At 53.0% G+C, this 24,531-nt stretch carries 29 protein-coding genes; 4 read left to right on the top strand and 25 right to left on the bottom strand.

What is annotated here, in order from left to right:
- Positions 1 to 865: 865 nt before the first annotated feature.
- From BN2684_RS21105 to BN2684_RS21005, 22 genes are all read right to left on the bottom strand, one after another.
- Positions 866 to 2,023: a hypothetical protein gene (locus BN2684_RS21105; RefSeq protein WP_058304062.1), complete on the bottom strand. Its 1,158-nt coding sequence runs from the start codon at positions 2,021 to 2,023 to the stop codon at positions 866 to 868.
- Entirely contained in the window at positions 2,016 to 2,570 is a 555-nt protein-coding gene (locus BN2684_RS21100; protein WP_058304061.1) for an RNA polymerase sigma factor, read from the bottom strand. Before BN2684_RS21100 ends, BN2684_RS21105 begins: the two co-directional genes overlap by 8 nt.
- A 137-nt stretch (positions 2,571 to 2,707) precedes the next feature.
- Positions 2,708 to 3,811 (bottom strand): GerAB/ArcD/ProY family transporter, encoded by a 1,104-nt coding sequence (locus tag BN2684_RS21095; protein ID WP_058304060.1) that lies wholly within the window; start codon positions 3,809 to 3,811, stop codon positions 2,708 to 2,710.
- Positions 3,812 to 3,826: 15 nt separating this feature from the next.
- Positions 3,827 to 4,039 (bottom strand): hypothetical protein, encoded by a 213-nt coding sequence (locus BN2684_RS21090; RefSeq protein ID WP_058304059.1) that lies wholly within the window; start codon positions 4,037 to 4,039, stop codon positions 3,827 to 3,829.
- Positions 4,040 to 4,044: 5 nt separating this feature from the next.
- Entirely contained in the window at positions 4,045 to 5,208 is a 1,164-nt protein-coding gene (locus BN2684_RS21085; RefSeq protein WP_058304058.1) for a Ger(x)C family spore germination protein, read from the bottom strand.
- Positions 5,195 to 6,697, bottom strand: a complete 1,503-nt coding sequence (locus BN2684_RS21080; protein WP_058304057.1) for a spore germination protein — start codon at positions 6,695 to 6,697, stop codon at positions 5,195 to 5,197. Before BN2684_RS21080 ends, BN2684_RS21085 begins: the two co-directional genes overlap by 14 nt.
- Positions 6,698 to 6,864: 167 nt before the next feature.
- On the bottom strand, positions 6,865 to 7,755 hold the full coding sequence (gene lipA, locus BN2684_RS21075) for a lipoyl synthase (protein WP_058304056.1): 891 nt from the start codon (positions 7,753 to 7,755) through the stop codon (positions 6,865 to 6,867).
- Positions 7,719 to 8,477 carry a lipoyl(octanoyl) transferase LipB gene (lipB, locus tag BN2684_RS21070; RefSeq protein WP_392389027.1) on the bottom strand — a complete coding sequence of 253 codons (759 nt, stop codon included), beginning with the start codon at positions 8,475 to 8,477 and terminating at the stop codon, positions 7,719 to 7,721. The genes lipA and lipB overlap by 37 nt, the downstream gene beginning before the upstream one ends.
- Positions 8,478 to 8,680: 203 nt before the next feature.
- Entirely contained in the window at positions 8,681 to 9,187 is a 507-nt protein-coding gene (locus tag BN2684_RS21065; RefSeq protein WP_058304055.1) for a ferritin, read from the bottom strand.
- A gap of 187 nt (positions 9,188 to 9,374) precedes the next feature.
- Positions 9,375 to 9,716 carry a histidine triad nucleotide-binding protein gene (locus BN2684_RS21060; protein WP_058304054.1) on the bottom strand — a complete coding sequence of 114 codons (342 nt, stop codon included), beginning with the start codon at positions 9,714 to 9,716 and terminating at the stop codon, positions 9,375 to 9,377.
- Between the two features lie 28 nt (positions 9,717 to 9,744).
- On the bottom strand, positions 9,745 to 10,017 hold the full coding sequence (locus BN2684_RS21055; RefSeq protein ID WP_058304053.1) for a YqkE family protein: 273 nt from the start codon (positions 10,015 to 10,017) through the stop codon (positions 9,745 to 9,747).
- Between the two features lie 72 nt (positions 10,018 to 10,089).
- Positions 10,090 to 10,470 (bottom strand): spore germination protein GerPE, encoded by a 381-nt coding sequence (locus tag BN2684_RS21050; protein WP_058304052.1) that lies wholly within the window; start codon positions 10,468 to 10,470, stop codon positions 10,090 to 10,092.
- Between the two features lie 14 nt (positions 10,471 to 10,484).
- Entirely contained in the window at positions 10,485 to 10,661 is a 177-nt protein-coding gene (locus tag BN2684_RS21045; RefSeq protein WP_392389026.1) for a spore gernimation protein GerPD, read from the bottom strand.
- Positions 10,636 to 11,433 carry a spore germination protein GerPC gene (gerPC, locus tag BN2684_RS21040; protein ID WP_159065828.1) on the bottom strand — a complete coding sequence of 266 codons (798 nt, stop codon included), beginning with the start codon at positions 11,431 to 11,433 and terminating at the stop codon, positions 10,636 to 10,638. The genes BN2684_RS21045 and gerPC overlap by 26 nt, the downstream gene beginning before the upstream one ends.
- Positions 11,434 to 11,530: 97 nt before the next feature.
- Positions 11,531 to 11,740, bottom strand: a complete 210-nt coding sequence (locus BN2684_RS21035; RefSeq protein WP_058304049.1) for a spore germination protein GerPB — start codon at positions 11,738 to 11,740, stop codon at positions 11,531 to 11,533.
- Positions 11,737 to 11,964 carry a spore germination protein gene (locus BN2684_RS21030; protein WP_058304048.1) on the bottom strand — a complete coding sequence of 76 codons (228 nt, stop codon included), beginning with the start codon at positions 11,962 to 11,964 and terminating at the stop codon, positions 11,737 to 11,739. The genes BN2684_RS21035 and BN2684_RS21030 overlap by 4 nt, the downstream gene beginning before the upstream one ends.
- Before the next feature lie 187 nt (positions 11,965 to 12,151).
- Positions 12,152 to 12,313 (bottom strand): hypothetical protein, encoded by a 162-nt coding sequence (locus BN2684_RS24790; RefSeq protein ID WP_187385791.1) that lies wholly within the window; start codon positions 12,311 to 12,313, stop codon positions 12,152 to 12,154.
- Positions 12,314 to 12,384: 71 nt separating this feature from the next.
- Positions 12,385 to 13,074 (bottom strand): class I SAM-dependent methyltransferase, encoded by a 690-nt coding sequence (locus tag BN2684_RS21025; RefSeq protein WP_058304047.1) that lies wholly within the window; start codon positions 13,072 to 13,074, stop codon positions 12,385 to 12,387.
- Positions 13,058 to 13,813, bottom strand: coding sequence for a hypothetical protein (locus tag BN2684_RS21020; RefSeq protein ID WP_058304046.1), 756 nt, complete (start codon positions 13,811 to 13,813; stop codon positions 13,058 to 13,060). The genes BN2684_RS21025 and BN2684_RS21020 overlap by 17 nt, the downstream gene beginning before the upstream one ends.
- 15 nt (positions 13,814 to 13,828) lie before the next feature.
- Positions 13,829 to 14,335 carry an NUDIX hydrolase gene (locus BN2684_RS21015; RefSeq protein WP_058304045.1) on the bottom strand — a complete coding sequence of 169 codons (507 nt, stop codon included), beginning with the start codon at positions 14,333 to 14,335 and terminating at the stop codon, positions 13,829 to 13,831.
- 255 nt (positions 14,336 to 14,590) lie between these two features.
- Positions 14,591 to 15,205, bottom strand: a complete 615-nt coding sequence (gene nrdG / locus BN2684_RS21010) for an anaerobic ribonucleoside-triphosphate reductase activating protein (protein ID WP_082652104.1) — start codon at positions 15,203 to 15,205, stop codon at positions 14,591 to 14,593.
- Positions 15,198 to 17,516 carry an anaerobic ribonucleoside triphosphate reductase gene (locus tag BN2684_RS21005; RefSeq protein ID WP_058304044.1) on the bottom strand — a complete coding sequence of 773 codons (2,319 nt, stop codon included), beginning with the start codon at positions 17,514 to 17,516 and terminating at the stop codon, positions 15,198 to 15,200. The genes nrdG and BN2684_RS21005 overlap by 8 nt, the downstream gene beginning before the upstream one ends.
- Positions 17,517 to 18,007: 491 nt before the next feature.
- Between BN2684_RS21005 and BN2684_RS21000 the strand changes: the two genes are divergently transcribed.
- Positions 18,008 to 19,555, top strand: coding sequence for an MDR family MFS transporter (locus tag BN2684_RS21000; protein WP_058304043.1), 1,548 nt, complete (start codon positions 18,008 to 18,010; stop codon positions 19,553 to 19,555).
- Positions 19,556 to 19,691: 136 nt separating this feature from the next.
- Here BN2684_RS21000 and BN2684_RS20995 read toward each other — a convergent pair whose 3' ends face one another.
- Complete coding sequence (locus BN2684_RS20995; protein WP_058304042.1) at positions 19,692 to 20,246, bottom strand: hypothetical protein; 555 nt, start codon at positions 20,244 to 20,246, stop codon at positions 19,692 to 19,694.
- 265 nt (positions 20,247 to 20,511) lie between these two features.
- On the opposite strand from BN2684_RS20995, the gene BN2684_RS20990 reads away from it, so the two are divergent.
- Positions 20,512 to 21,675 (top strand): conserved virulence factor C family protein, encoded by a 1,164-nt coding sequence (locus BN2684_RS20990; protein WP_058304041.1) that lies wholly within the window; start codon positions 20,512 to 20,514, stop codon positions 21,673 to 21,675.
- 127 nt (positions 21,676 to 21,802) lie between these two features.
- On the opposite strand, the gene BN2684_RS20985 is transcribed toward BN2684_RS20990, so the two are convergent.
- Positions 21,803 to 22,681, bottom strand: coding sequence for a PPK2 family polyphosphate kinase (locus BN2684_RS20985; RefSeq protein WP_058304040.1), 879 nt, complete (start codon positions 22,679 to 22,681; stop codon positions 21,803 to 21,805).
- A gap of 190 nt (positions 22,682 to 22,871) precedes the next feature.
- Here BN2684_RS20985 and BN2684_RS20980 point away from each other — a divergent pair, with 190 nt between their 5' ends.
- Together BN2684_RS20980 and def are read left to right on the top strand one after the other, a co-directional pair.
- On the top strand, positions 22,872 to 23,117 hold the full coding sequence (locus tag BN2684_RS20980; protein ID WP_058304039.1) for a helix-turn-helix domain-containing protein: 246 nt from the start codon (positions 22,872 to 22,874) through the stop codon (positions 23,115 to 23,117).
- 18 nt (positions 23,118 to 23,135) lie between these two features.
- The gene (def, locus tag BN2684_RS20975) at positions 23,136 to 23,651 is read left to right on the top strand and encodes a peptide deformylase (protein ID WP_058304038.1); all 516 of its coding nucleotides are present in this window, start codon (positions 23,136 to 23,138) and stop codon (positions 23,649 to 23,651) included.
- 21 nt (positions 23,652 to 23,672) lie between these two features.
- Here the strand turns inward: def and coaW are convergent, their stop codons facing one another.
- Positions 23,673 to 24,506 (bottom strand): type II pantothenate kinase, encoded by an 834-nt coding sequence (gene coaW, locus BN2684_RS20970; protein WP_058304037.1) that lies wholly within the window; start codon positions 24,504 to 24,506, stop codon positions 23,673 to 23,675.
- Positions 24,507 to 24,531: the final 25 nt, after the last annotated feature.

Below are 24,531 nucleotides of genomic sequence, written 5' to 3'. Positions count from 1 at the left end.
CAAGCTTACTTTGGGTATGTTTCAAAGAAGAAACCAGAAACCTTTTCAAGCCCCGGTTGTTTTTCATATCCTCTAACACGGACTCTATGTTCGATAATGCGCCCACAGCCAGCACCAAGCCTTCTTCTTCGCTTTAGAGCACAAGGAGGGGCCTGTAGATGGACGAGAATGGCGCAGCTTAGCAACCTGCATCGATTAATGGTCCAGATATGATTCTAGCGGAAGCCGCACAATCCACATTAGAAGAATGATCCTGATTCGATTCTAGCGGAAGCAGAAGCAGTTAAATAGCTCAAAGTGGAGCGCTTTTCCACCTAATGGAAATGGATGCAGTTATTTGACTAGCTGCGGAGTGAAAATCGGCGGTTGGCGGCAAATAGCTGCGTCTAGTTCCGTTAGATTTTCAACTCCCTGCCTATTGATTATATAGCGGCTATCGTCGCCGTTAGCATAAAACGCATCCTTACTGCGTTCGAAAAAAGCACCCTAACAACCTAAAAGCCGGGAGGCTTTCGATCGCCTACAAGGTGTTCCAGAAGGCGCCTTTCACTCGACTACAAAGTGTTCCAGAGGGCGTCTTTCACTTGCCTACAAGGTGTTCCAGAAGACGCCTTTCGATCGCCTATCGCCTACAAGGTGTTCGAGAAGGCCGCGATTGATTCTATATGAAAGCGAATCAAGCAAGCCCGACAAACCCACTCGCTTGATTTGCTCCCCTATTTCATCATTCAAAAAAAATTGGGACTGTACCCAAGCAGGTAAAAAACCTGCTAGTGGCACAGCCCCCTTTATTTAAGCGAGTTTTACCATGCTGCTTGACGGCGTTCATCCGGTAGAGCGGCTTTGGCTTGGCCGAACGGAGTCGTCACTTCCCGTTCAATTCCTGCTCTCCAGCCGAAATCCACTTGGACGCGTACTTTTCCAGTGCCCACTGGACCATGACAAGCTGCTCGCCCTTGTTCCGGGAAACCGTGAGCAGCGGCTGGTCGCCGCCATGAGCCGAATATTCATACAGCTTAATAGAGGATTCCGTGAAGATCGCCATCATATCGTGATCGGGCGAGGTTACGGAATCGAGCGCATTGGGCTCGATCTCGACAATCTCGTTCCAGGGCCGATCGAGAGTATCATGATTGACGAGCCGATCGGATAGCTCCGTACTCAACAGAGTAAGCCCGATCCCGCCTGGTGAATGGACCGTGCGACCGGTAACGGGTTGGATATCGAGCGCATTCTTGTAAGCGGCCTTCCAATTCCCCGCCTCCCGGAACACCGTCCAAGAATCCGCATAATAACGGCCTTCCGTAAACTCGGTCAAGTTCAAGCGATTCTCATCAGGTGCAGCGCCTTTGGCATATTCCTTCAGATCTACATTCCACAGCTGACTTGGAACGGCTGTCGCTTCGCTCTTCGTCTCGAAGGACAAATACTTATTACCCGCATAGAGCAGCTTTTCCAATCGAACCGTCTCGTTTAACGGCTCGGATTGCGCATCCGTCGAAGCTTTCGCTTGGATGCTCGCTTTTCCGGCCTGCTCGATATGCAACGACTTCCCTTCCCCAGCCGGATCGGCTGCATTATCGAGCTTCCAGAAGACCTGCCCGTAAGGAATCAGTATGCCGCTGCCTGCCGCCACTGCCTTCACCCGACCATCCTGATTGGCAAACATCAGGCTGCGGTACGATGCCTCATTATTCTCCTTATCCTGCCGCAAGCCGAGCAGCAGAACCGACTGAATCTCCTTTTTGGCCAAAGCCTCGGTTTTTGGCGATTCCGCGCTTTTCGACAACCCCTCCGCCAAAGGAGAGGAAGGCGGCAGCAGTTGAACCCTCAAGATGATCAGCAGGCAGATGACGAGCGTGCACGCTCCAGCTATCGCAGCAAAGCGGTAATGGGGTCTCTTGCTCACCGGCTTGCGATCCAGCTCTCTCATAATTCTGCGCTTCAATTCGGGTTGGAAGCCCTTCTGGGGAAACGGGTCCTGTTCAAGTCCTTTGAACCAATCGTCGTGTTCATTATTCATGAGACTGGTCCTCCTTCATCTTCATGATTTTGGAACGGGCGTGGAACAATCTGGATTTAACGGCCCCTTCCGTAATCGACAGCATACTGGCTATTTCCTTCATGGATAATTGATGATGGCCATACAGAATGAGAACCTCCCTGTACTTGACCGGAAGCTTCATGACGAGATCCCAAATCTCCGATACCGCATATTGGCCCATGACCGCTTCCTCCGCCGATTGTTCCGAAGCGGATTCGTCGATCGTTTCGAACAAGACGACCTTGCGGAAGAAGGCGGAACGCCGATAATCGTATGCCGTGTTCCTCGTGATCGTAAGCAGCCAAGATTTCAAGGAACCTTCCTTGCGCAAGGTAAACAAGCTTTTGTACGCCTTAAGAAAGACATCTTGGGTGATGTCATCGGCCAGGTCTCGCTTGCGGGTAATGCTAAACGCATAGTTCCAAACATCGTTTCCATATGAATTCATCAGATCGGCGATAATCGTCTTGCGATCGTCGCTGTCTGTCATGGATTTAAGATAATCCCATTCCACCCGAATGCTCATCCCCTAACCCCCCACAGTATAGACGATGCAGGGTTTGAAAAAGTTTGCTCATCTCTAAGTTGTATCACAATTTTCGAAAAAAGGCTCGAAAGATTTCTTCCAGCCTGAGGAGAATGAGCCGCACGTCCGTTCGGGTTTCAAGAGCCGCTTGTCGCGGCTTGTTGAGGTTTCTTCCGATAGGAGCGGAATTCCGCAACCGCCAAAACGAGAAGAGGCAAAACGACTTGGAAGGGGAATGCGTAATACTGATAGATATCATACGCCCACTCGGCCATCTCCATCATGCTGGAGTAAATGAAGGTCGCCAGATAGACCATGAGTAAGCCCACTTGCAGAACGATGGAGCGGTAGTTCTTCAAGCCAAGTACGCGAGAGAGGCCGACGCATGCTGTGAGGAGGCAGACACTCACTTTCACGAAAAGCGCGCTGAGAAAAACAACCGCCGACGAGCCTTCGATCCGCTGGAGAAAGTTCCCTACTTGAATCCGGCTTGTTGCCACATAAGTTGGAAAATACAAGCTTCCAGCAATATCGGATCCCATGATCATGGTGTTTCGGAGCGATGTCAAGATCATGGTTACCGCGGCCAGAACGAGGCTCGCTAGTAATACTTTGTAGCCTTGGCTCGGCTTTTTTAAGGATGAAAACAAGGTTAAGAACAACACCGATTCCGCAAAAGGGAAGGAAAATGCCGAAAACCCATGGATCAGTACAGGCTTCCAGCCATGCTCGAGGATCGGCAGCAAATAATGAAGCTTATACTTCGGAAGGCTGAGCAATTGGACGGATAGGTAGACGAATATCACACCTATAAATAAGATCGCCGCGGTCCGGCCAATCACCTCCTGACCTGCAACAACAACCCAGATGCACAGGAGGCCGACCAACAGCATCGGCACAAACATAGGGGTTTCTGTATAAGCGACCGATTTATTAAATTCTCCGAAATTGCGCAAGACGAGGGAACCGAGATGAAAGGCGAACCAAATATAGAAAACCGAGACGACCCGGCCGATCCACGGCCCGAGAGCAGCAAAGAGAATTCCGAACAAATCTTGTCCCGGATAAAGCACCAGCAGCCGACCGTATGCCAGCATCATGGGCAACGCATACAGCATTCCAACTAGGATCGCCAGCCAATTGTCGCTCATGGTTCCACCGGCGCTTCCCATGAAGAGCGAGGTCCCGATCAGGAAGAGAGATAGCACCGAAAAAGCTTGCAGCCCCGACAGTTTCTCCAAGAAAATGAACTCCTTTCAGCTTTTGCTCCCGATGACGAGCTCAACCAGTTGTCTCAAGGAAGTGGCTGGGCTGGGGAGATTGACTCCGGCTTGAAGTGCAATCGCCGTTGATAATCCAAGAACCAGAAGGATGGCATTGACGGTGAAATCCTTCCTCCAACCTTTGCGAAGGAGTCCGTACGATTCGATGGCCATGACCGAATAAACAAGCAGAACCAAGACAATCATGAACTTCACTCCCTCACTTGAATGGAGCGCGAAGTCTTCGCCGTGCTCCGGAGATGGACTTCAACCGAAACGTTCACATCCAATTGAGTAAAGGCTTCCCTCCAGTTATTTTCTACCGTTCTCCACAATTTCGGATCATGCTCATGCAGGTAAGCTCCAAAACCAAAAATGTCGGAGCCGTATTTTTCCTGAATCCGAGTAATCAGATCTTCAATCCGATATTCAAGGGCTCTAGCTACTCTTCGTTCAATAGCTTCCCGATCTTTTACCGTCATGAAGGGTTCTTCATCGCGGATTTCATCCATAGACACATCCGTCTTCACCTTAATCGCAATAGAAGGCAAGCGATCCTTCTTATGGATCAACTTTAGGGACGTTTTGTTCTTTAGGATCTCCAGGCTGATCGCATTAGCTTTGTTAGCTCCATCGATCAACAGAACCCCGCCTTTAATCTCGTCCTTCACAAACTGGCAATATAACGTTTCTTCCCCATTCAGAGCCCCTCTATACTTGCCCAACTCCATGATGGCCGAACCCTCCAAAGTAACCGTGGAACGGTTCTTATAGGGAGATAAATAAACGAGGGGAGCGATCGGTGTTTTGCCGGCTCGTTCGATCTGGTCCACCATATCCCAGATTTCCATGATCGGTGCTTTCCCTACGCTTTTTTGATTCCTCAGAATTTCACTGGCTTCGAAGGATACGATCTGTCTGCCGACGGAGGTTGAATGAAGAATATCTTTGGCCATGCCATCCTTGGTGATCATGATGTACATGTCTGCTCTTGTCTCCGTATCTCGGCAAAACCAGTCCAAATACGGCGCCACTCCTTCCCTGGCGATGTCCTTGCTTATGATGATGGTTTTGGCATGACTCCAATAGAGCCTTTTGCCGATCATCGAAATCATAGTCCTCACGATGTCGAACATGGATTTGCCGGACAGGCTGATCACCTTGGCACGATTGATCGAATTGGAATTGGTCGCACTCTCCACATCAACGATTTCAACCGTCAGCATGATCTCTCCGTCTTTCTCTCCCTTGTCGATCGCCAGGCCGCTGACAATCATCAGGTCATCGATCTCTTTATAGCTCCAGCAGCCGGTTATTGTGGTCAGCAACACAAGAACGGCGAAGAGTCCGGCTAACCGCCGCTCATTGCCGGCCATGAGGCTTTCCTCCGCTTCGCACCGCTTGTCTGATGTGGTTTTTTACCGCGATCCTCTTGCTTCTCACGGTCATGTCCCACCACGGAGCACGTAATAGCGTATCCTTCACCATATCCGGTTGGATGGTGGAGAGCGGATACATATAGTTGACTCCGAACGTTTTGATGCTCATCAAATGGATCAGCAAGCCGATGAGGCCCATGAGATAGCCATAAAGTCCGAGAAACGAACCGCATCCCAACAATAGAAAACGCAAGATCAAGGTTGCTCCTTGAAGCCGGATCGTAAGCAGCCCCGTGATCCCGGTCAACCCGACCACGATGACCATAGGAGCGCTGACAATGCGGGCATTCACAGCGGCTTGCCCAAGCACGAGCGCTCCGACAATGCTGACCGCTTGACCGATGGGGGCCGGAATTCGCGTTCCCGCTTCGAGCAAAATTTCGAAGATCACGATCATCATGATCGCCTCCAGCACAGTTGGAAACGGAATTCCACTGCGAGAGGAAGAGATGCTGAGAAGAAGCTGGGTGGGAATCATCTCCTGATTGAAGGTGACCAGCGCCACATAAACAGCCGGGATGCTGATGGACAAGAGCGCTCCCATGAAGCGAAGCAAGCGGTTGAAGGATGACGTGAAGTAGTTGGAATAGTAGTCGCCAGACACCTGAAAATATTCGACAAATAGGAAAGGGACGCTGAGAACCGCTGGACTGCCGTCTACAAAGATCGCAATACGGCCCTCCAGTAGTTTTCCGGCGATGACATCGGGCCGTTCGGAATAGCCAATGGTCTCAAATGGAGAAGACGGGTAATCCTTTATCATTTCCTGGATATAGCCGGAGTCGAGGATTCCGTCAATATCGATGTCATCGAGGCGCTTGTTTACTTCTTGCAGGATTTTATCGGAGACGATGTCTTCTATATAGGCGATGCATACGCGGGTTCGGGTTCGTTTTCCCATTTCCCTGTATTGGAATTTCAATTCCGGCTGTTTGATCCTCTTTCGGATCATGGACAGATTGGTCGTCAGCACTTCCGTAAAACCCTCGCGCGGACCGCGTACCAGCTTCTCCGATTCCGGCTCTTGAACCGATCGGGTTTCCGGTTTCGCCGTACCGATGATCAGCACTTCCGCCTCGCCTTCCGCAAGCAGAAGCGAATCCCCCGTAAAGAGGGCGAGCATGATTCGTTCAGGCTCTGCTGTGCGTTCCACGCTCCCGCTGATGATCAGACGATCGATCAAGCTGGTGAGTCGTCCGTTGTTCTCCGCCCCCTCCTTGAGAGTACCCAGAAGGATCGGCTGCACGATAAACCGATTCACCTGATCCTCATTGGTCAACCCCTCTATATAGAACAGAGCTCCTGCTATTGGCGTCGAAAAGGGTAAGGGAATCCGACGAGTCTTAAGCGCCTCATCTCCCTGGAACCTGTCCTGGATCATCTGGATATTGTCATCAAGTGATTGACTTAGACGGAACGCTTCCATTGGCTTACCTCCTTTGCAGAAGGATTGATCAAACATCATCCAGGGAATTATTCCCTGTTGGCTCGCAAACCATGCAGCCGGTAGGAATGTATGCGCCCAACACAAAAAAACGGCTTTGACCGCGGCATTAATCGCCGCTAATCAAAACCGTTTCATGAGAGCGTATCTTATTCTGCCGAAGCAGCCTGCTGCAAATGCTTGGAGGCGGACTGTACCTGTTCATGCGCGTGATAGGAGCTGCGTACGAGCGGACCGGACTCTACGTGCTGAAAGCCTCGAGCCAGCCCCTCCTGCTTCAATTGGACGAATTCATCTGGGTGGTAATAGCGTTCCACCTGCAAATGCTTCGAGGAAGGCTGTAGATATTGGCCGACCGTTAGGATGGAACAGTCCACTTCACGCAGATCCTCCATCGCTTGGAGAATCTCGTCCCATTCCTCTCCGACTCCCAGCATGATGCTCGACTTGGTCGGGATATTCGGTTCCATCTCCTTCGCTCTCTTAAGAAGCTCAAGCGACCGGCGATATTTCGCTTTGGCGCGAACGCGATCGGATAAGCGCTCGACCGTCTCGATGTTGTGGTTGAGGATGTCCGGCTTTGCGTCCATCACGATCTGGAGTGCCTCCCGGTTCCCTTGAAAATCGGGAATCAGCACTTCGACAGAACAGAGAGGCAGCCGTTTGCGCACGGCACGGATGGTCGCCGCGAAGATGGCCGCGCCTCCGTCGGATAGATCGTCACGGGCTACCGAGGTGATGACGCAGTGCCGCAGCCCCATTTTGGCTGCGGTATCCGCTACCCGTTCCGGCTCTTCCCGATCATATTCGGTCGGTTGACCGGTTGTCACCGCACAGAACCGGCACGCTCTCGTGCAGATGCTGCCGAGAATCATGAAGGTCGCGGTCCGGTTCGCCCAGCACTCGAATAGATTGGGGCAGCGAGCCTCCTCGCAGACCGTGTGGAGCGTCTTGTCGCGCATCATGTCTTTAATGTCCTGATAGTTCTCGCCTTTGGACAGCTTTATGCGAATCCAATCTGGCTTTGGCAGCTTTTCCACTCCTCTTCCTCCTTCTCGGTTATGAACGGTGTTTCGGGTGAATACCCGAATGTCTCCAGAAAATAAGGCAGAAGCTCCTTGGCGGCTTCCTCAACGGTAATCGATGTTCCCAGGCATTCCTCAAGCGAGGTTACCCCATAATCACGGATTCCACAAGGGATGATTCCCGTGAAACCTTCTTGTTCGATACCGGCTTTGATGTTGAATGCAAACCCATGGCTCGTGATAAAGCATCTACGGCTTCGCCCGCGATTGGCTTTGACACCGATTGCCGCGATCTTCCGTTCCCCGACCCACACCCCGGTATACTCGGATTTTCGGCCGGCTGTGATACCGTGAGAACCCAAATACCGGATGATCACTTCCTCCAAGGCCCGCAGATACCCGTGAAGATCGACGCGAGCCCCTTCGAGTGCCAGAATCGGATAGCCGACCAATTGACCGGGTCCATGATAGGTGATGTCTCCTCCTCGGTCGATTTCATACAAGGAGATACCGCGTTCAGCAAGCTGCTCCGCATCTAGAAGCAAATGCTCCGGATGCTTTTGGGTGCCAATGGTGTACGTGGGCGGATGCTCCAGAAGCAGCAGCGTGTCGCTTACGCTTCCCCCGTCCACTTCGGTTACGAGTCGCTTTTGCAGATCCCATGCCTTCTGGTAATCGATTCTTCCCAGCCAGCCGACTCGAATCTCTTTATGTACTGCCGTTTGCTCCATTCTCATCACCATTCGGTCTGATTTTTGAGCTTGAGTGTGTCTTCAACCCTAACACGCACTCATTGAGAACGAATCTCGTTCATCAGTATACCCCAAGGGATAGGAGCATTCAAATCCAACTCCTGGCGAAAGCTCGATATCGGAGACTCGCTTTCCTACAAATAAAAAACCAGTCCTCCAAAAGAGGACTGGCGTTGTTTCCTAAGCGTTTATTGTGCAGCCGGAGCCGCACCGCGTTTGCCAAGCTCGGCATCCAGGATAAACAGGGCGTTGCCGTCGTTGCCGATGCGGCGCAGCCGCTGAACGATGCTGTCGACGGTGGATTCCTCTTCGACCTGCTCATCGATAAACCATTTGAGGAATTGGTAGGTCGCATGCTCGCGTTCGTTCAAAGCGATATCCGAGAGGGCATAAATACGGCGGGTGACCTCTTGCTCGTGTGCGTAAGCCGATTCAAATGCTTCGAGCACCGAGTGGGTATCGTTCTTCGGGCTCTCCATTCCGGAGATGGTTGCACGCTTGCCAAGGTCATTGATGAAGTTGAAGATCTTCATCCCATGTGCTTGTTCTTCCTCCGCCTGCCGAACGAACCAGTTCGAGAACCCTTCCCAGCTCTCGGAGGCACAATAGGCGGCCAGCGCCAAGTACGCGTGCGAGGAGAAAAATTCGAAATTCATCTGATCGTTTAACTTCTCCAGCAATTCTTCACTTACCATTCCATCCACTCACCTTTCTTTTATAAGGAATTCGGAATTCATGAAATCCGCAAACCAGTGCCCGGACAAGAAGTTACCCGGTTATGTAAGGAGACAAGCCGTTCTCCACTCGTATTATAACATTTCTTACCACTATTCCGCAGAATGCAAACAAAATTGTCACAAAAATCGCGTTTGAAGACGCGCGTTAAGCCTTCCACTCCAGCTGGCGCCCGCCGATGACATGAAAATGAAGATGCGGAACCGTCTGCTGACCATCCGAGCCCACATTGGAAACGATGCGGAAGCCGCTCTCTTCGATGCCGGTTGCACGTGCCACCTCGCGAATCCCGTGATGCAGGCGAGCCAGCAGCTCCGCGTCGGCATCGCCGAGCTTCATGGCCGACTCGATATGCTTCTTGGGAACGGTTAAGACGTGCACCGGCGCGAGCGGTGAAATATCCCAAAATGCGAGGACATCATCATCCTCATATACCTTCTTCGAGGGCAGCTCTCCCCGGATAATTTTGCAAAAAAGGCAGTCTTCCATTTGCGGGTTCCTTCCTTTCTCCACTTTCTTATTTGTAGGATTTCCAGTCCTGTTTGCTATTCTCAAGCAAGTAGGCAAAATCATTATTCCGTCGGTCTTCTTCCGCTTTGCGGGCTTCCTCCGCTTTTCGCCGCTCTTCCTGCCTGCGAGCTTCTTCCGCCGCCTTCAAAGCTTCCGACTGGCTTTTGGCTTGTTCCTTCAGCTTCTCCCGGATCTCGGGCCGGATTAGATCTTCCAATGTGGTAGGCTTGTCCGACGAAATGACTCGAGGAGCAGGGTTCGGTTTCTTCTTCTTGGCCATCATATACTCACCTCAGCGATCGACTTCATTATAACAGAAACCCGACCCGCGCAGAACAGTTCAAGGGCCGGGTCATTTCGTGTCCGGTTGAACCGGCTGGTTCAACTCCGCCAGCTGCCTGAACTGCTTGATTCGGGATTCGGAGCGGATCGTATGGGTCGACCCTGCTTGGAGAACGGCGGAGGTGGACACGCTGTTTACCCGAATGCGCTGAACTTGAATGCTTCCCTCATCCCGCTTGGTAAAATGAATGCCCGCTGGAACCGGCAGCCGCGGAAATTGACGTTGAAAGATCGGATAATCCTCATAATGCCCTTCATCACCGAGGTTGTTGATGATATCCCTGCGAACCGCAATCGCGCGGGTCCGGGGAGTAATGAGCCGATTGTCCCCAATAAAGATCGTGGAAGCAAAGGCAACCGTATCGACGTCGAGAAAACCGATGATACTCATTCGTGACATCCGGTTCACCTCGCCGGCGGAAGCGGAACGACAGGACCTACCGCTTCTGGCGGCGTATCCGCCATCGCAGACAGGTTCACATTGCACACATCTCCCACCAGCAGGAGAGAGGAGCTTGCGACCCCAATGACCCGAATGGAACCGACCCGGATATCTTTATTCACCACCTGAAGATTCATCATCCTGTTCCTCCTCCTCTGCCGCGGCTCTTTGCATTTGCTCCATATGCTGATGAATCGCAGTTGCCACATCCCGTTTGACTTTCTCGACGATCTGCTCCAAATCGGCGAGGCCTGCGGGATCAAGCGGCCCTTGCGCCGTGGAAAGGTAATAATTCACCCGGTCTCCGATTTGATCATGCAGAGAGCGGGCCATCTGGTCGCGGTAAGCGGAATCGAGCGAAAGCCGATACGCATTCGCATACTGTTCGATGAGCGGCGGTACATCTTCGGCCATGAACCGGTCAACCGAGCGGTAAGGCTCCGCATCTGCCATAGGAGTTGACCCGGAAGCGCGAACTTGCCCTCCCTCATTTGGTTTATAGAATCCACTTGTCGCACTTGGAGCGGTCGTCATGCCTGCATCGACGGCTGTTCCTGTGGCGCCACTGATGCCGCTGTTGTCTCCGCCGTTACCGTTCGGAGAACCGCCTGCTGCACCTGCCTCATCCGACCAATGCACGTCGAAGGCTTCCTTAGACCCATTCTGCCATTGATTCAACAAATCCTTCGTCCCGGGAGGGGAGATGCCGATATGAAGCGCTCCTTCCAATTTCTCGACCTTCAACTGATCAAACGTATATTCGATCTTATCGATTTTCATTTGCGGAACTGTTCCGAGCTTTTCTACCTGATTCATGAGTTCCTTAATCATGCTCTCCAACTCAACGATCTTCCCCGTTTGCCAAGCGATCTGCTGCTGCAGTTGATAGAGCCGCGCGTCCCACGACATCATCCCGTTCTCCCCTCTCCCTACCAGTCTATGCGGGCAGAAGAGGCCGCATACAGGGCAAGGCAAACGCTCCTCCAAGCCTTGGAAAAAGCAAATGCCCTCAACCGGTCGGAGAGGGCAAGGGAACGACAATCGGTTCAATACCAGCGGTTTCTTCTGTTGCGCTCGTCGTTCCAAATCCGCCCGTATCATGTAGATTGGCAAGCGCCTGAATGGCCCCAGCCGTCCCGATCTGAACAACGGAAGCGTTGCTGACCAGATCGATGCGCAAATAATGGATGCCAATGGTCTGGTAGACGGTCATGTTCATATGCTCGCCACCTTTTTCACCGAATCGTCTACCCCGTCGGGGTCAAAGGTGTTCGTCGAGCTGAGCGCATTGTTCGTCACCGGAAAATCTCCCGTATTGAATGAACCTGAACCGGCGTACGATTTGGAGGAACTGGTCGGACTGAGCACCAGAGAATCGCCGATATGAATGATCGAGCTGGGTCCAACCGTGTTGATCTTGAAGCTGCCAACGATCGAAGGCAAGGGCCATCCTCCTTTGCCGGAAGATTCCTAAGCAGTGTATGCGCAGTCCGCCCATACCGTTCCTCAGCTAATTTTCTGTCAGCTTAAACGTTTGACTTATCGATAAGCTCAATTCAATAAGCGCATACGTTTGGCTTACTTGGTCAGTCTGTAAGCTCCGCCTATTCATTCCTTTCATCTGTTTGGATTAAAACCGTGGGGTTCTCCTTTTCTCCTCAATGTAGAGATCGAGTGCGGTGATGCCCCGATGGGCAAGCTTCACGACGAGAACAAACAAGTAAATGACAGCCACGAGCCCGGCTAAACAGAAGAGCATGTAAAATAACGATAAGATACCGGCTATATGCATTCTTCCACCTCCATAATATGGGTTTCTATACGAAAACTTGCTCATGACGTTTCAGGTTTGATCTCTGTCGCTTAAGATTCCTGCTCTCTTCGTGCGGTCAAGCTCCGCAGTCGATAGGAACGGGGAGCATCTCCCTCCGGCGGAAAAGCTTCCAGCCAATCGCGCGTCTCCAGGACCTCAAAGTCCGGCACCAAGCCGCGCAATTCCTCTTCGCTGTAGAAATGAGCGTACTTCCCAGGCTTGTACAGGTAAGTGCCCTGCTCCAGCCGCTCCCCCTTCCCACAGTTGTCGTCTTCATTGGAAAAGACGGTCAAGTACAGGATTCCACCCGGTTTCAGATGGGAGAGAATGAACTTCATCAAGCGCCGTCTGTCCGTTTCCATAAACAGATGTAGAAGATCGTAGCAGTAGATTCCGTCATATCGCTTCGGAACAAGGTCTGCCTCGAAGATTGATCCGACCCTAAACCGCGTGTGCGGATCAAAATTCGTGCCAAGCTGAACGGCAGATGGCGAGATTTCGATCCCGTCCACCTCAAACGATGCAGAGAATACCCTTGTATTGCGACCGTAGCCTGCGCCTGGTACGAGAAGAGACCGGACATTGAAGCGTTCAAACCAATCGGCTGCAGCCTGGGCGGTCGGACTCGGCTCCGCGCTCCAGATCAATCCTTCCTGTGCGAAACGTCGCTCCCAATACTCTCCGATTTTCTCGGCTTCATCGGAAGCTGTACCGAGCGTTGATTCAGAGGGTTGTTCCATCCTGCTGTCCTCCTATCCAACGGAATATCGCGTACTGCCGCTTCCCGACCTTGCCGGCTTGCAGCCGTTTGTAAGCCTCATGGGTCAGTTTCTGCCCTTTATCCGCAACCACAATGACGATGGCATCACGATTCAGGCATCGGGTCAATTGCGACAGGAACGCCTGGACCGGCGCATCCGCTTCTCCTTGCCAAGAAACCAACCCTCCGTAGGGAAGATCCGTAACGACCAGATCCACCTCTTTGACCTCTTCCGGCGGGACAGCTCCCGTACTGTCGTGATGGTGCACCGCCCAATCTGGGATACGCTCCTGCTTGCTGACAATCTCAGCAAGCACACTAGCGCTGATTAACGCTTCCCGGTGAGAAGGCTTTCCGTAGAGTCGCTCCAATTCTTGGAGTTGTGCGATTCGCTCCTCCATCCCTACCGGAGTTAAGAGCGACAGATTGCGGCGCGCGACTGAGAGCACATCGTCATTCAGATCCGCTCCGTCTATTCGCGCGAATAGACCCGGCTGCAGAAATCCGAGAAGAGCAGCCAAGTATCCTCCCCCGCAGAATGGATCGTACAGCCGGTAAGGCGCAGTCTTCCCCGATAACCGAAGCTGTTCCACTCCCCGCTGCACGAGTTCACTCGCCAATCGAACGGGAAATGCCGTCGTGCCATGAGCGCCATATAGAACGCGTCCGCTTGCGAAATCTTCTTCGTTTCTCTTCGTGGTCGCAAATCGGTAGTCCATGTCATCTTCCTTCCGTCATAGATGCATAATTCCTTGCAGCAGAGCTTGGAGCACGGCAAACACAAGCTCCGAATCTTGAATTCGTCCTGCACGGATTTCATTCAAACAATCCGCAACGGGAATTCGGAGCACCTCAATATTCGCTTCATGCGCCATAAGCTGTTGGTCTTCCTGCTGCAAGATTTCCTCTGTGTAGAACACATGAGTCACTTCGTTGCTAAGCCAGGAGGCGGAGTACATTTTACCCAGGTAGAGCAGGCTCCCGCAGCACAAGCCCGTCTCCTCCTTCAGCTCTCTCCGGCAAGCATCCTCCAAGGCCTCGCCTTCTTCAACGCCGCCTCCGGGCAATTGAATGATCCAATCTTGTACCGGCTGTCGGAACTGCCGAATCAAGACAAAGTCTTGGCCGCAGCGGACAAGAACGGTTACGGATTGCTCGTTTTGTTTGTGCAAGCTGAGCTTGCCATGTTCATTCTCATAAAGTGCCGCTTTTTCATTTCGGAAACGAAGGGTCTGGCTCATTTGGATCTCCTCAAGTTATGACGAAAGCTGTCCCTCATCATAATGAACGATGTATTGGAATCCATCGGAATGGACTAACCTCATAAAAAGAGAAAACCCTAACAGTAAATCCAGTAGGGTTCTCTTGAAGGATACTTTATACGTTTCATTATAGAAAGCTTCCGGCGGCTTGTCGATCCAGTACGCTGTCAGCTGAAAAGCCGTGATCTCCGCACAACTTCCCATACCTATTGACGCCGATACACATCCACACAATTAGGGCTGACAGCGTACCAGGTCGGCCGAAACCGCGTGTCCGACCCGGCGGGATTCCGCGACGTTCAGAATGCGCTGATTGGAAGAACCGCGGAACAGAAGCAAGGGATCCCGCAGTTGGGCCATGAATCGGCCATCCACCAGAAGGTCCGTCTGCTCTAGCAAGCGATGCCAGCCCCGTTCCGCTCCGATCGGAGAACTTAGCCGTTCATACGTGTACCCGGTGTAAGTCATGACGGACAGCCCCAGCTCATGAACCTTCTCCGCGAGGTACGCCAATACTTCCGGCTGTTCAAAAGGGTCTCCTCCACTCAGAGTTACACCGTCCAGGAGGGGATTCGCCCGAATCTTGTTCAGCACCGTCTCCACCGTGACCAGCCGTCCACCCTCATAGGCATGAGTCTGTGGGTTGTGGCAGCCCGGACAAGCGTGAGGGCAGCCCTGGGTGAACAGGGTGAAGCGTAAGCCTGGTCCGTCCGTGATGGAATCCTCCACCCAATCGGCGATTCGGAGAAGAGAGGCTTCCGTCAATTCCGCACAAGCTTGTCTTCCCAGTTCGGGAGCAGAAGCAGGCAAAGTGGAGGAAGTCACGTTCGATGCGTAATCCTTATCCATGCTTGACCCGATCGCGTTCTTCCGCTTTCTTCGCATCGTTAAAGCGGTCGAGGGTGCCGACCAGGTAGCCGGTAATCCGGCGGATGCGCTCGAAATTGCCGCGTCCGTCCGCTTCCGTCCGTCCGCAGGATGGGCAGGAATCCTCGATGACTCCAGAATAACCGCAGACCGGATCGCGGTCGAGCGGATGGTTGATGGAGCCATAACCGATGCCGGCTTCCTTCATCGCCCGGACAATCTTCTCGAATGCCGGAAGGTTGAAGGTCGGATCTCCATCGAGCTCAACATACGTGATATGGCCAGCATTGGTCATCGCATGATAGGGAGCTTCGATTTGGATTTTCTCATAGGCCGTCAGCTTGTGATAAACCGGAACATGGAATCCGTTGGTGTAATAATCTCGATCCGTTACGCCGGGAATGTTTCCAAAGCGTTTGCGGTCCATCTTGACGAAGCGACCGGCTGTCCCTTCCGCCGGTGTCGCGAGCAGGCTGAAGTTCAACTGATAGCGTTCGCTCGCTTCTTCCATCCGATCGCGCATGTGACCGATGATGCGAAGCCCCATTGCACGGGCTTCCTCCGATTCGCCATGATGCTCGCCAATGAGCGCCTTCAAGCATTCTGCGAGTCCGATAAAGCCGACTGACAAGCTTCCGTGCTTGAGCACTTCTCGGATCGTATCTTCCCGACCGAGCTTCTCGGAATCGATCCATATGCCTTGTCCCATCAGGAAGGGGAAGTTCTTCACCTTCTTCGAGGCTTGGATTTCAAAGCGCTCCAGCAGCTGTTCGATCACCAGATCGATCTTCTCGTCCAGCTCCTTGAAGAACCCGTCCACATCCGAGGGATGCTTGATGGCGAGGCGCGGCAAAGGAATCGTCGTGAAGCTCAGGTTCCCCCGGCCGTGCGTCACTTCCCGATCGCGGTCATGGATATTGCCGATGACGCGGGTCCGGCAGCCCATGTAGGCGATCTCCGTCTCCGGACGTCCTTCCTTATAATATTGCAGGTTGAAGGGCGCGTCGATAAATGAGAAGTTCGGGAACAACCGTTTCGCGCTGACGCGGCAGGCGAGCTGGAACAGATCGTAGTTCGGATCTTCCGGATTGTAGTTGATGCCTTCCTTCACACGGTAGATCTGAATAGGGAATATCGGGGTTTCCCCATGGCCCAGTCCCGCCTCCGTAGCAAGCAGGATGCTGCGGACAACAAGTCGTCCTTCCGGCGTCGTATCCGTACCATAATTGATTGAGCTGAACGGAATTTGAGCTCCCGCCCGGCTGTGCATCGTGTTTAAATTGTGAATCAAAGCTTCCATAGCCTGATACGTGCTGCGTTCTGTCTCCGCGAGCGCTTCGGTAAGGGCAAACTGCTGCATCTTCCGAGCAGCCGCCGAATCACCGGTGACGTCCGTCAGTTCAAGGCGCTCGGCTTCCAGTTCTAGCTCCGTCCTCACCATTTGCGGGTACACTCCCCGCAATTTCCATTCCCCCAGCAGGTCGGCAAGACGTGTTTTCGCTTCTTCGGGGCGATCGCACAGCAGCTCAACCGCCTTCAGCAGATTATTCTTATAGTGACGGCTGTAGGTCTTGGCGACGCCCTTCGCCATGCCGTAATCGAAATTGGGGATGCTCTGTCCGCCATGCTGATCGTTCTGATTGGATTGAATGGCGATGCAAGCGAGCGCGGAGTAGCTATTGATGTCGTTCGGTTCCCGCAGCTCGCCGTGTCCGGTGCCAAAGCCGCCTTCGAACAGCTTTTGGATGTCGATCTGGCAGCAGGTGGTAGTGAGGGTCAGGAAATCGAGATCATGGATATGGATATCGCCCTGCTTGTGTGCGCGCGCATGATCGGGATTGAGGACAAACAGCTCATAAAACTGCTTGGCACCTTCGGAGCCATACTTCAGCATGGTTCCCATCGCCGTGTTGCCGTCGATGTTGGCATTTTCCCGCTTCAAATCGTTGTTCTCGGCATCCTGGTAGGTGAGATCCTCATAAACCTTCATGAGCCGCATATTCATCTCGCGGGCGCGGGTGCGCTCGGCTCGATACAAGATATAGGCTTTCGACGTTTCGGTAAGTCCGGATTTGATCAGTACTCGTTCCACGGTATCCTGAATATCTTCCACATGCGGAGTACGACCCGCTTTATCGTTTTCCAATTCCACCGTGACTTGCTCCGCCAGCCGAAGTGACTGCTCATAGCCGGCTTCTCCGGTTGCGGAGGCCGCCTTCAAGATGGCTTGCCCGATCTTCTCAATGGCGAACGGCGCTTCCCGTCCGTCTCTCTTCTGGATTTTCATCAGCATAATGACGCTCTCCCAACATGAAAAAAGTGGCCGGTTTTACCGAAAAAAGCAGAAAAAAAAGAAGCGTATACAGCCGCAGCCTATCTGGAATAACGCGGCTGGTTATCTTTGCTTTCGTAGGGGTAAAACCGTTTGTTTGTCTATATGTAGTTCGCAAAACAAAGATTACTTCAAGATATGGTAGGTGTCAAGCATCCGGGCTTGGCTTCTCTGAGGGATAAGAGAGCCGCAAAAATCGGATAACGGCGCGGTAAACTCCGGCTTTTGCCCCTATCATCCGTCGGGGTCATCGGCTAAATTTCGTCAAGCTGTCACCAATTCCGGTTCTATTTTTCCGAAAGCAACGAAAGCCCCTTGACCCGTAACCTGCTCTCTGCTTTATGGACGGAATGTGAAGGACGCTCGCTTGACTTTGAGGATGGCCATTCATACACTTGATCTAGTTCACCGGATGAAGAAAGCAGAACAAACAAACGAAAGGAGTTGGTCCCATGACAATAAAAGAAGGATCCATTAAATTCGTGATCACCGGCTTGCTCCTTGCGATTCTCATGTCGGCCATGGACAATACGATCGTGGCTACGGCGATGGGTACCATCGTCGGGGATCTCGGCGGTTACAATCAGTTCGTATGGGTGACGTCGGCGTACATGGTCGCGACGATGGCAGGTATGCCGATCTTCGGCAAGCTTTCCGATATGTATGGCCGGAAGCGTTTTTTTGTCTTCGGGCTCGTGTTCTTTCTCCTCGGCTCCATGCTCTGCGGAATCTCACAGAATATCGTGGAGCTCAGCATCTTTCGGGCGATTCAAGGGATAGGTGGCGGCGCATTGATGCCGATTGCCTTTACCATCGTATTCGACATCTTCCCCCCGGAGAGAAGAGGCAAAATGACCGCTTTGCTCGGAGCAACCTTCGGCGCCGCGAGCGTGCTCGGCCCGCTGCTCGGGGCTTATATCACGGAGTACATCAGCTGGCATTGGGTGTTCTACGTGAACGTTCCAATCGGGGTTGTCTCTCTTCTGCTCATCCTGCGTCATTATCAGGAATCTCCCGTTCATTCGAAGCAAACGATTGACTGGTGGGGAGCCGTTACGCTGGTGGTCTCCGTCGTCAGTTTGATGTTCGCGCTCGAATTGGGAGGTAAGGAACTCGCTTGGAGCTCTGTACCGATCCTCGCGCTCTTCGCCAGCTTCGCCGTATTCCTGGCTGCATTCTTTTGGATCGAACGCAAAGCAGAAGAACCGATCATCTCCTTCTGGCTATTTCGCAAGAGGCTCTTCGCCTACTCCCAAGTGCTCGCGCTGCTGTATGGAGCCACGTTCATTATTTTGACGGTGTACATCCCTATCTACGTACAAGCTGTCTATGGAGGAAGCGCCACCTCAGCGGGACTCATCTTGACGCCGATGATGCTTGGTTCCGTTGCCGGCAGCGCCATCGGCGGCGTTTTCCAGACCAAGACCAGCTTCCGCAACCTGATGATCGTCTCCGTCATCGCGTTTATCGCCGGCATGTTCCTGCTCAGCACCTTGACTCCGGACACGCAGCGCATCTTCTTGACGCTGTATATGACCTTGGCCGGCTTCGGAACCGGCTTTTCCTTCTCGCTCCTGCCAACCGCCTCCACGCATAAGCTGGAGCCGCGTTACCGGGGTACCGCCAACTCCACCAATTCGTTTCTCCGCTCGCTTGGAATGACCCTCGGCGTCACCCTGTTCGGTACGATCCAGAATCGGGCCTTCCTCACCAATCTGACCGAGCAGTTCAAGGGTATGTCCGGAGGACAAGGAACGTCCGGAGCCGGAAACGGCGGAATGCCCTTCCAGGTGGACGATGTTCGAACGTTATTTACGGATACCGAACGCGCCAAAATCCCTCCGCTCATTCTGGAGAAGATCGTCCAGGCGATGTCCTCTTCGATCACCCATATCTTCCTGCTCGCCCTCGTTCCGTTAGCGCTAGCCGCTCTCGCCGTCGCCTTCATGGGCCATGAGCGCGTGCAAGCGGGGCCGCAGGCTGAACCCTCCGCTGACTGATCATTTGGCCTAGGGCCGAGTGGAGCGCGTCAGAACCCCTGTTGAACAGAAACAGCTGATCGAATTGATCGCAAAAAAAGCCGGAACCCGCATCATGGGGTTCCGGCTTTTGGCATTCCTATGGATTTGCGCATCCTTACTTGGCGATGTCGCTGATCACGTATCCGCCTTCAGCGGTTTTCTTGGCGGTGTAAACTCCGCCGTCCTTCAAGGTCATCTTCACTTCGTCCGCGCTTCCGGCAAACGTAACGTCATCCTGGGAAGCCGTAGCAAGAATCGATGCCGTTACGAACGGATCGGCTTTCACGACGATGGCTTCACCGGCTTTTTCGTCCGTCAGGTAGTGCGCAAGCACTTTTTCCGTAAGGGCCGGATCGAGGTAAGCATTCAAGAATGCAGCGGCTTCTTCTTTATTTTTGGCAATGGTGGAGGTCAGAACCGGTTTGCCGTCCTCGGTCGTTTCTTTCGTGAAGAGCTGGTTAATTTTTTCTTCAGCAAGACGGCCGGCGATGTAAGCCTTCGCTTGGTACAGGCTTGCGTCTTCGGCAGGCGCTGCGGTCGGAGCGACCGTCGCGGCTGCTGCCGACTGCGTCGGAGATGCGGATTCCGCGTTCTTGTTGTCCGACGAGCATGCTGCTGCGGAAATGGATAAGGAAAGAATGAGTGCTCCTAAAGCAAGTTTCTTGTACATTTGGTATACCCCTCTCTCTATCGTTCTTGCAGAATTAAATTCCTGAAATTAGGATATTAACTCTGCAACACAAGTACATACTTTACCTGAAATGACTCCAGAATGCAATTCAATTTCGGTGAATATCCGCTGTAATAATTGGCTATAACCATTTTTACCGTCAATTTCGATGGTCATGACAGCTTTCGCTTGTCGCTTCTTTCAAGCAATCTCCTTATGGTATCATAAAAGACAAAAGCATCTATTCCAGCAGAGGAGTGTCCGTATGAAGCTCATATCCATTGAACCGACGCCAAGTCCGAATTCCATGAAGCTGAATCTGGATGAGACTCTACCGGCGGGAGACCGCCGAACCTATACTCCCGATACGCTGGAGCAAGCCCCCGAAGAGGTGCGGAAGCTGTTCACGATTCCCGGTGTGACCGGGTTATACCATGCGGCCGATTTTATGGCCATCGATCGGCATCCGAAGAGCGACTGGCAGCCGATCTTGCGTCAGGTTAGAGCCATTATGGGAGAAGCTCCAAACACTGGAGATTCGTCTCGTGGAGGGACAATTCTTCTCGATACGGATCATCAGGTGGTTGGCCCGTCCGACTCTTGGGGAGAGGTGCGTGTCGCCGTTCAGTACTTCCGGGGAATCCCGATGCAGATCCGCGTTTACTCCGGCGAGCGCGAGGAACGCTTGGGACTCCCCGGCCGCTTCGCGGAAGCAGCAATTCAGGCCGGTCTCGCCTCCCCCAATCTGATCAAGGAGCGCAAGCTGGAGGAGCACGGAGTGCGTTACGGCGAGCTGCAGGACGTACTCGGAGAAGTTTCAGCCGAACTCGACGCCGCTTATTCCGAGGAGCGACTTGCCCACCTGGTTGCAAGCGCAGGCGAGCTCGCTCCCGGCGAAACTCCCATGGAGGGCAAATCCTCTCTCCCGGTTTCCGACGATGTCTGGAGTAATCCGGATTGGAGAATCCGCTACGCGGCTTTGGAGAGAATCAAACCGCAGGAGGAATCGATTCCGTTCTTGAGGAAGGCCCTTCAAGACGAAAAAGTGTCCATTCGCCGCTTGGCGGCTGTCTATTTGGGAGATGTGCGGACTCCGGAAGCCATGCAGCTGCTTTATTCAGCGCTTCAGGACCCGTCTCCCATCGTCAGGCGGACAGTAGGCGATACGCTGTCCGACATCGGCGATCCCGAAGCAGCGGTGCCAATGGCAGCGGCTCTCCGTGACCGGAACAAGCTCGTGCGCTGGAGAGCCGCGCGATTCTTGTATGAAGCGGGCGATGAGCGCTCTCTGCCTGCTCTGCGTGCTGCGGAGAACGACGCGGAATTCGAAATCCGCATGCAGATCCAGATGGCGATCCAGCGGATCGAAGGCGGCGAGGCGGCAGCGGGTTCCGTCTGGCAGCAAATGACGGGACGCGAGCGGAATTAAACGAGTCACAGAGACATGACCTGCGCCACGCGCATCAATAAAGGCGTACGAAGAGGAACCTGCTCCTCTTGTACGCCTTTATGAGTTACCAGTTATTCCGGTTTGCAAGAAAATGCTAAGAATTACCCTATTCCCTATTCTCCCCTTGCTTTGCCGATCGCTCTTTCACCGGCTTCGCAGCCTTCCGCTTCGCTAACGGATCCTCATGGATCAAGGATTCGTATCGGCTTAAGTCCACTTGCGGGTAGTCCAGCTTCAAATCCTTGAAGGCGGATACGATGATCTTGAGCGTGAGGTAATCCCGAAACCAGCGATGGTTGGCTGGAACGATATGCCACGGGTTGTGTTTGGTCGACGTCTTGGCGAATACATCGTTATACGCTTGCTGATACTCGTTCCAATACCGCCGTTCTTCCAAATCGCTGTGATCGAATTTCCACAGCTTTTCCGGGTTGACCATCCGCTCCTCGATTTTCTTGAGCTGAAAATCAGGAGAGATGTGAAGGAAGATCTTCACGATCGCGATGCCGCTGTCCGTCAGCAGCTTTTCGAATCGGGCGATATGCTTGAAGCGCCTTTCGACTTCGTTGTCGTCCACCAGCTTGTGGACGCGCGTGATCAAGACATCTTCATAATAGGAACGGTTGAATGCGGTGATAAAGCCTTTGGGAGGTGTTACCTTGTGCGTCCTCCACAAAAAATCGTGGGCGGCTTCCTCCGTCGTTGGCGCTTTGAAGCTCTCCGCTCGAAATCCCTGCGGATTGAGTTCGGACAACACCTTCTTGATGACGCCGTCTTTGCCGCTGCAGTCCATCCCCTGAAACAGGATCAGAACCCCGTTCGTTTTGCTCGCAAACAGCTTTTCCTGCTCTTCCTTGAGCTCTTCCTTCAATTTCTCGAATTCCTCGGCAATCTCATCGCGGTCGGTATATTTTCCCGTATCCTCCGGATCGAACTTGGTCAGCAATCCTTCGGTTTTCCCGTCAATCCGATAACGCTGCAGCATGGTTCATTCCTCCCCATTGGCTTGCTCTTAGTATTGCCCTTTATCCGTCACTATTCAATCAAACCGGCATGAGGCGTCGCCGTTCCCTCTTTTCCTTTCGATATCAATCGGGTATAGTTAGTCATGTACGAATAAAATTAGGCACCGCCTACTATTCTATGGCGTAACCTTAACAACAGGGGTGAAGATCTTGCTGGTATGGATGCTTCGACAAGTGATGGCTGCTAGAGGAATCTGGTCCGGCGCGGCACTCGGACGGCTGTTGAAGGAAAGAGCGGGTTATGAGCTGTCCGCCCCTTCCATCAGCGCCTTAGTATCGGGAGAGCCCAAACAGATGAAAGCAGACACCATGAATGCTTTATGCACAGCCCTAGCCTGTACGCCAAACGATCTGTGGAGCTTTACCCCTGACGAAGAACAGGAAATTACAAGATGAGAAAGGAAGTATGACCCGATGACGACTCGACCGATTCTCCCCTTCGGAGATCCTATTCTGAGAAAGACCGCACGCCCCGTAACGGAATGGAATGACCGACTGTCCCGTTTGCTGGATGACCTGGGAGAGACGCTTTATGCAGCCGAAGGACGCGCAGGACTTGCCGCCCCGCAGATCGGCATCCTCCGAAGAGTGATTGTCATGGACTGCGGGGACGGGCTGATCGAGCTCGTCAATCCGGTGATCATCGAACGCAGCGGCGAGCAATACGGAACCGAGGGCTGCTTGTCCTATCCGGGGTATTACGGGAAAGTAAAGCGTTCCGAACAAGTAAAACTCACGACGATGGATCGCAGCGGAGCTTTGCGGGAGCTAGAGGCAAGCGGGTATTTGGCCCGGTGCATTCAGCATGAAATCGATCATTTGGACGGCATCCTCTATATCGATCATATCCAAAACGGAGAGCTCTATTTCAACCAAACCGATCAACCGGCGAGTCTGTACGACATTCAACGGAGAACCCGAAAGAATTAAGTTTTAAGGTCTTTAATGGCCTTAAGCAAAAGTCAGCCAAGCTCCGATCGCTCCACAGAAGCCGCCGTTTGCCAGCATGACGGGCTCGCATTCCCGAATGCGGGTGTAGCGCGCAACGATTTCGGTAAGCGGCGGGTTGACATCGAACAGCGACCCGGCATAAACCACCTGGTTCGTTCCGGCCAAAGCCGCCGCCATTACACTGACCGTTGTGATCGTTTCCCCGACGAGGCCGAGCACCGAAGCGAGGACATCGGCTTTTTGCGGAGTCTCCTTGCTCTGAAGCACATAGCCAAAATTGCTCGCCGTCAAATCTCCCGGTATTGGCGGAATTGCCCCTTCATAGATGTGGCTCACAAGCAAGTCGACTCGCTCGCGGTCACCGTCAGCGGAAGCCTTGACGATGGAATCGAAATCGCTCTCTCCCGTCAAGAGAGCCGACAAGCCCATGACCGTCCCCCCGCCGACACCGGTCCCGATGATCCGATGAGAGCCGCTGCTCGCAACATGATGCACGGAGGTTCCCGTTCCCGCGTTCGTCAGAATGAAGGAGTCCAGCTCAACTCCATCCCGCTTCAGCAAATACAAGGCTCCGCCTACCGTCGCGTCAAATTCTCCTAGTTGCGATGTTTCTCTCTGCAGCAAGCTTGTGAGGACACGGCTCTTTCCCCCGGTCAAGCAAACCTTCGCTTCTGGATGCCGGGCGATCCAATCCGCCGCTTCCCGAATGCGGGAGGTTGGGATTTTCATCGTCTCCGGTTCCGCTCCACGATTCGTATGCTTTCCGCTATAGGCGATCTTGATCAGGGTTCCTCCAGCGTCCACTCCAATGCTCATCTGCTTTGATTCCGACATGTGTCTCTTCCTCCAAAGATGTTTC

Source organism: Gorillibacterium timonense, from assembly GCF_001457415.1.
Classification (GTDB): domain Bacteria; phylum Bacillota; class Bacilli; order Paenibacillales; family NBRC-103111; genus Gorillibacterium; species Gorillibacterium timonense.
The sequence above is the reverse complement of the archived record's forward strand: the minus strand, read 5'-3'. Positions and strand labels throughout refer to the sequence as shown.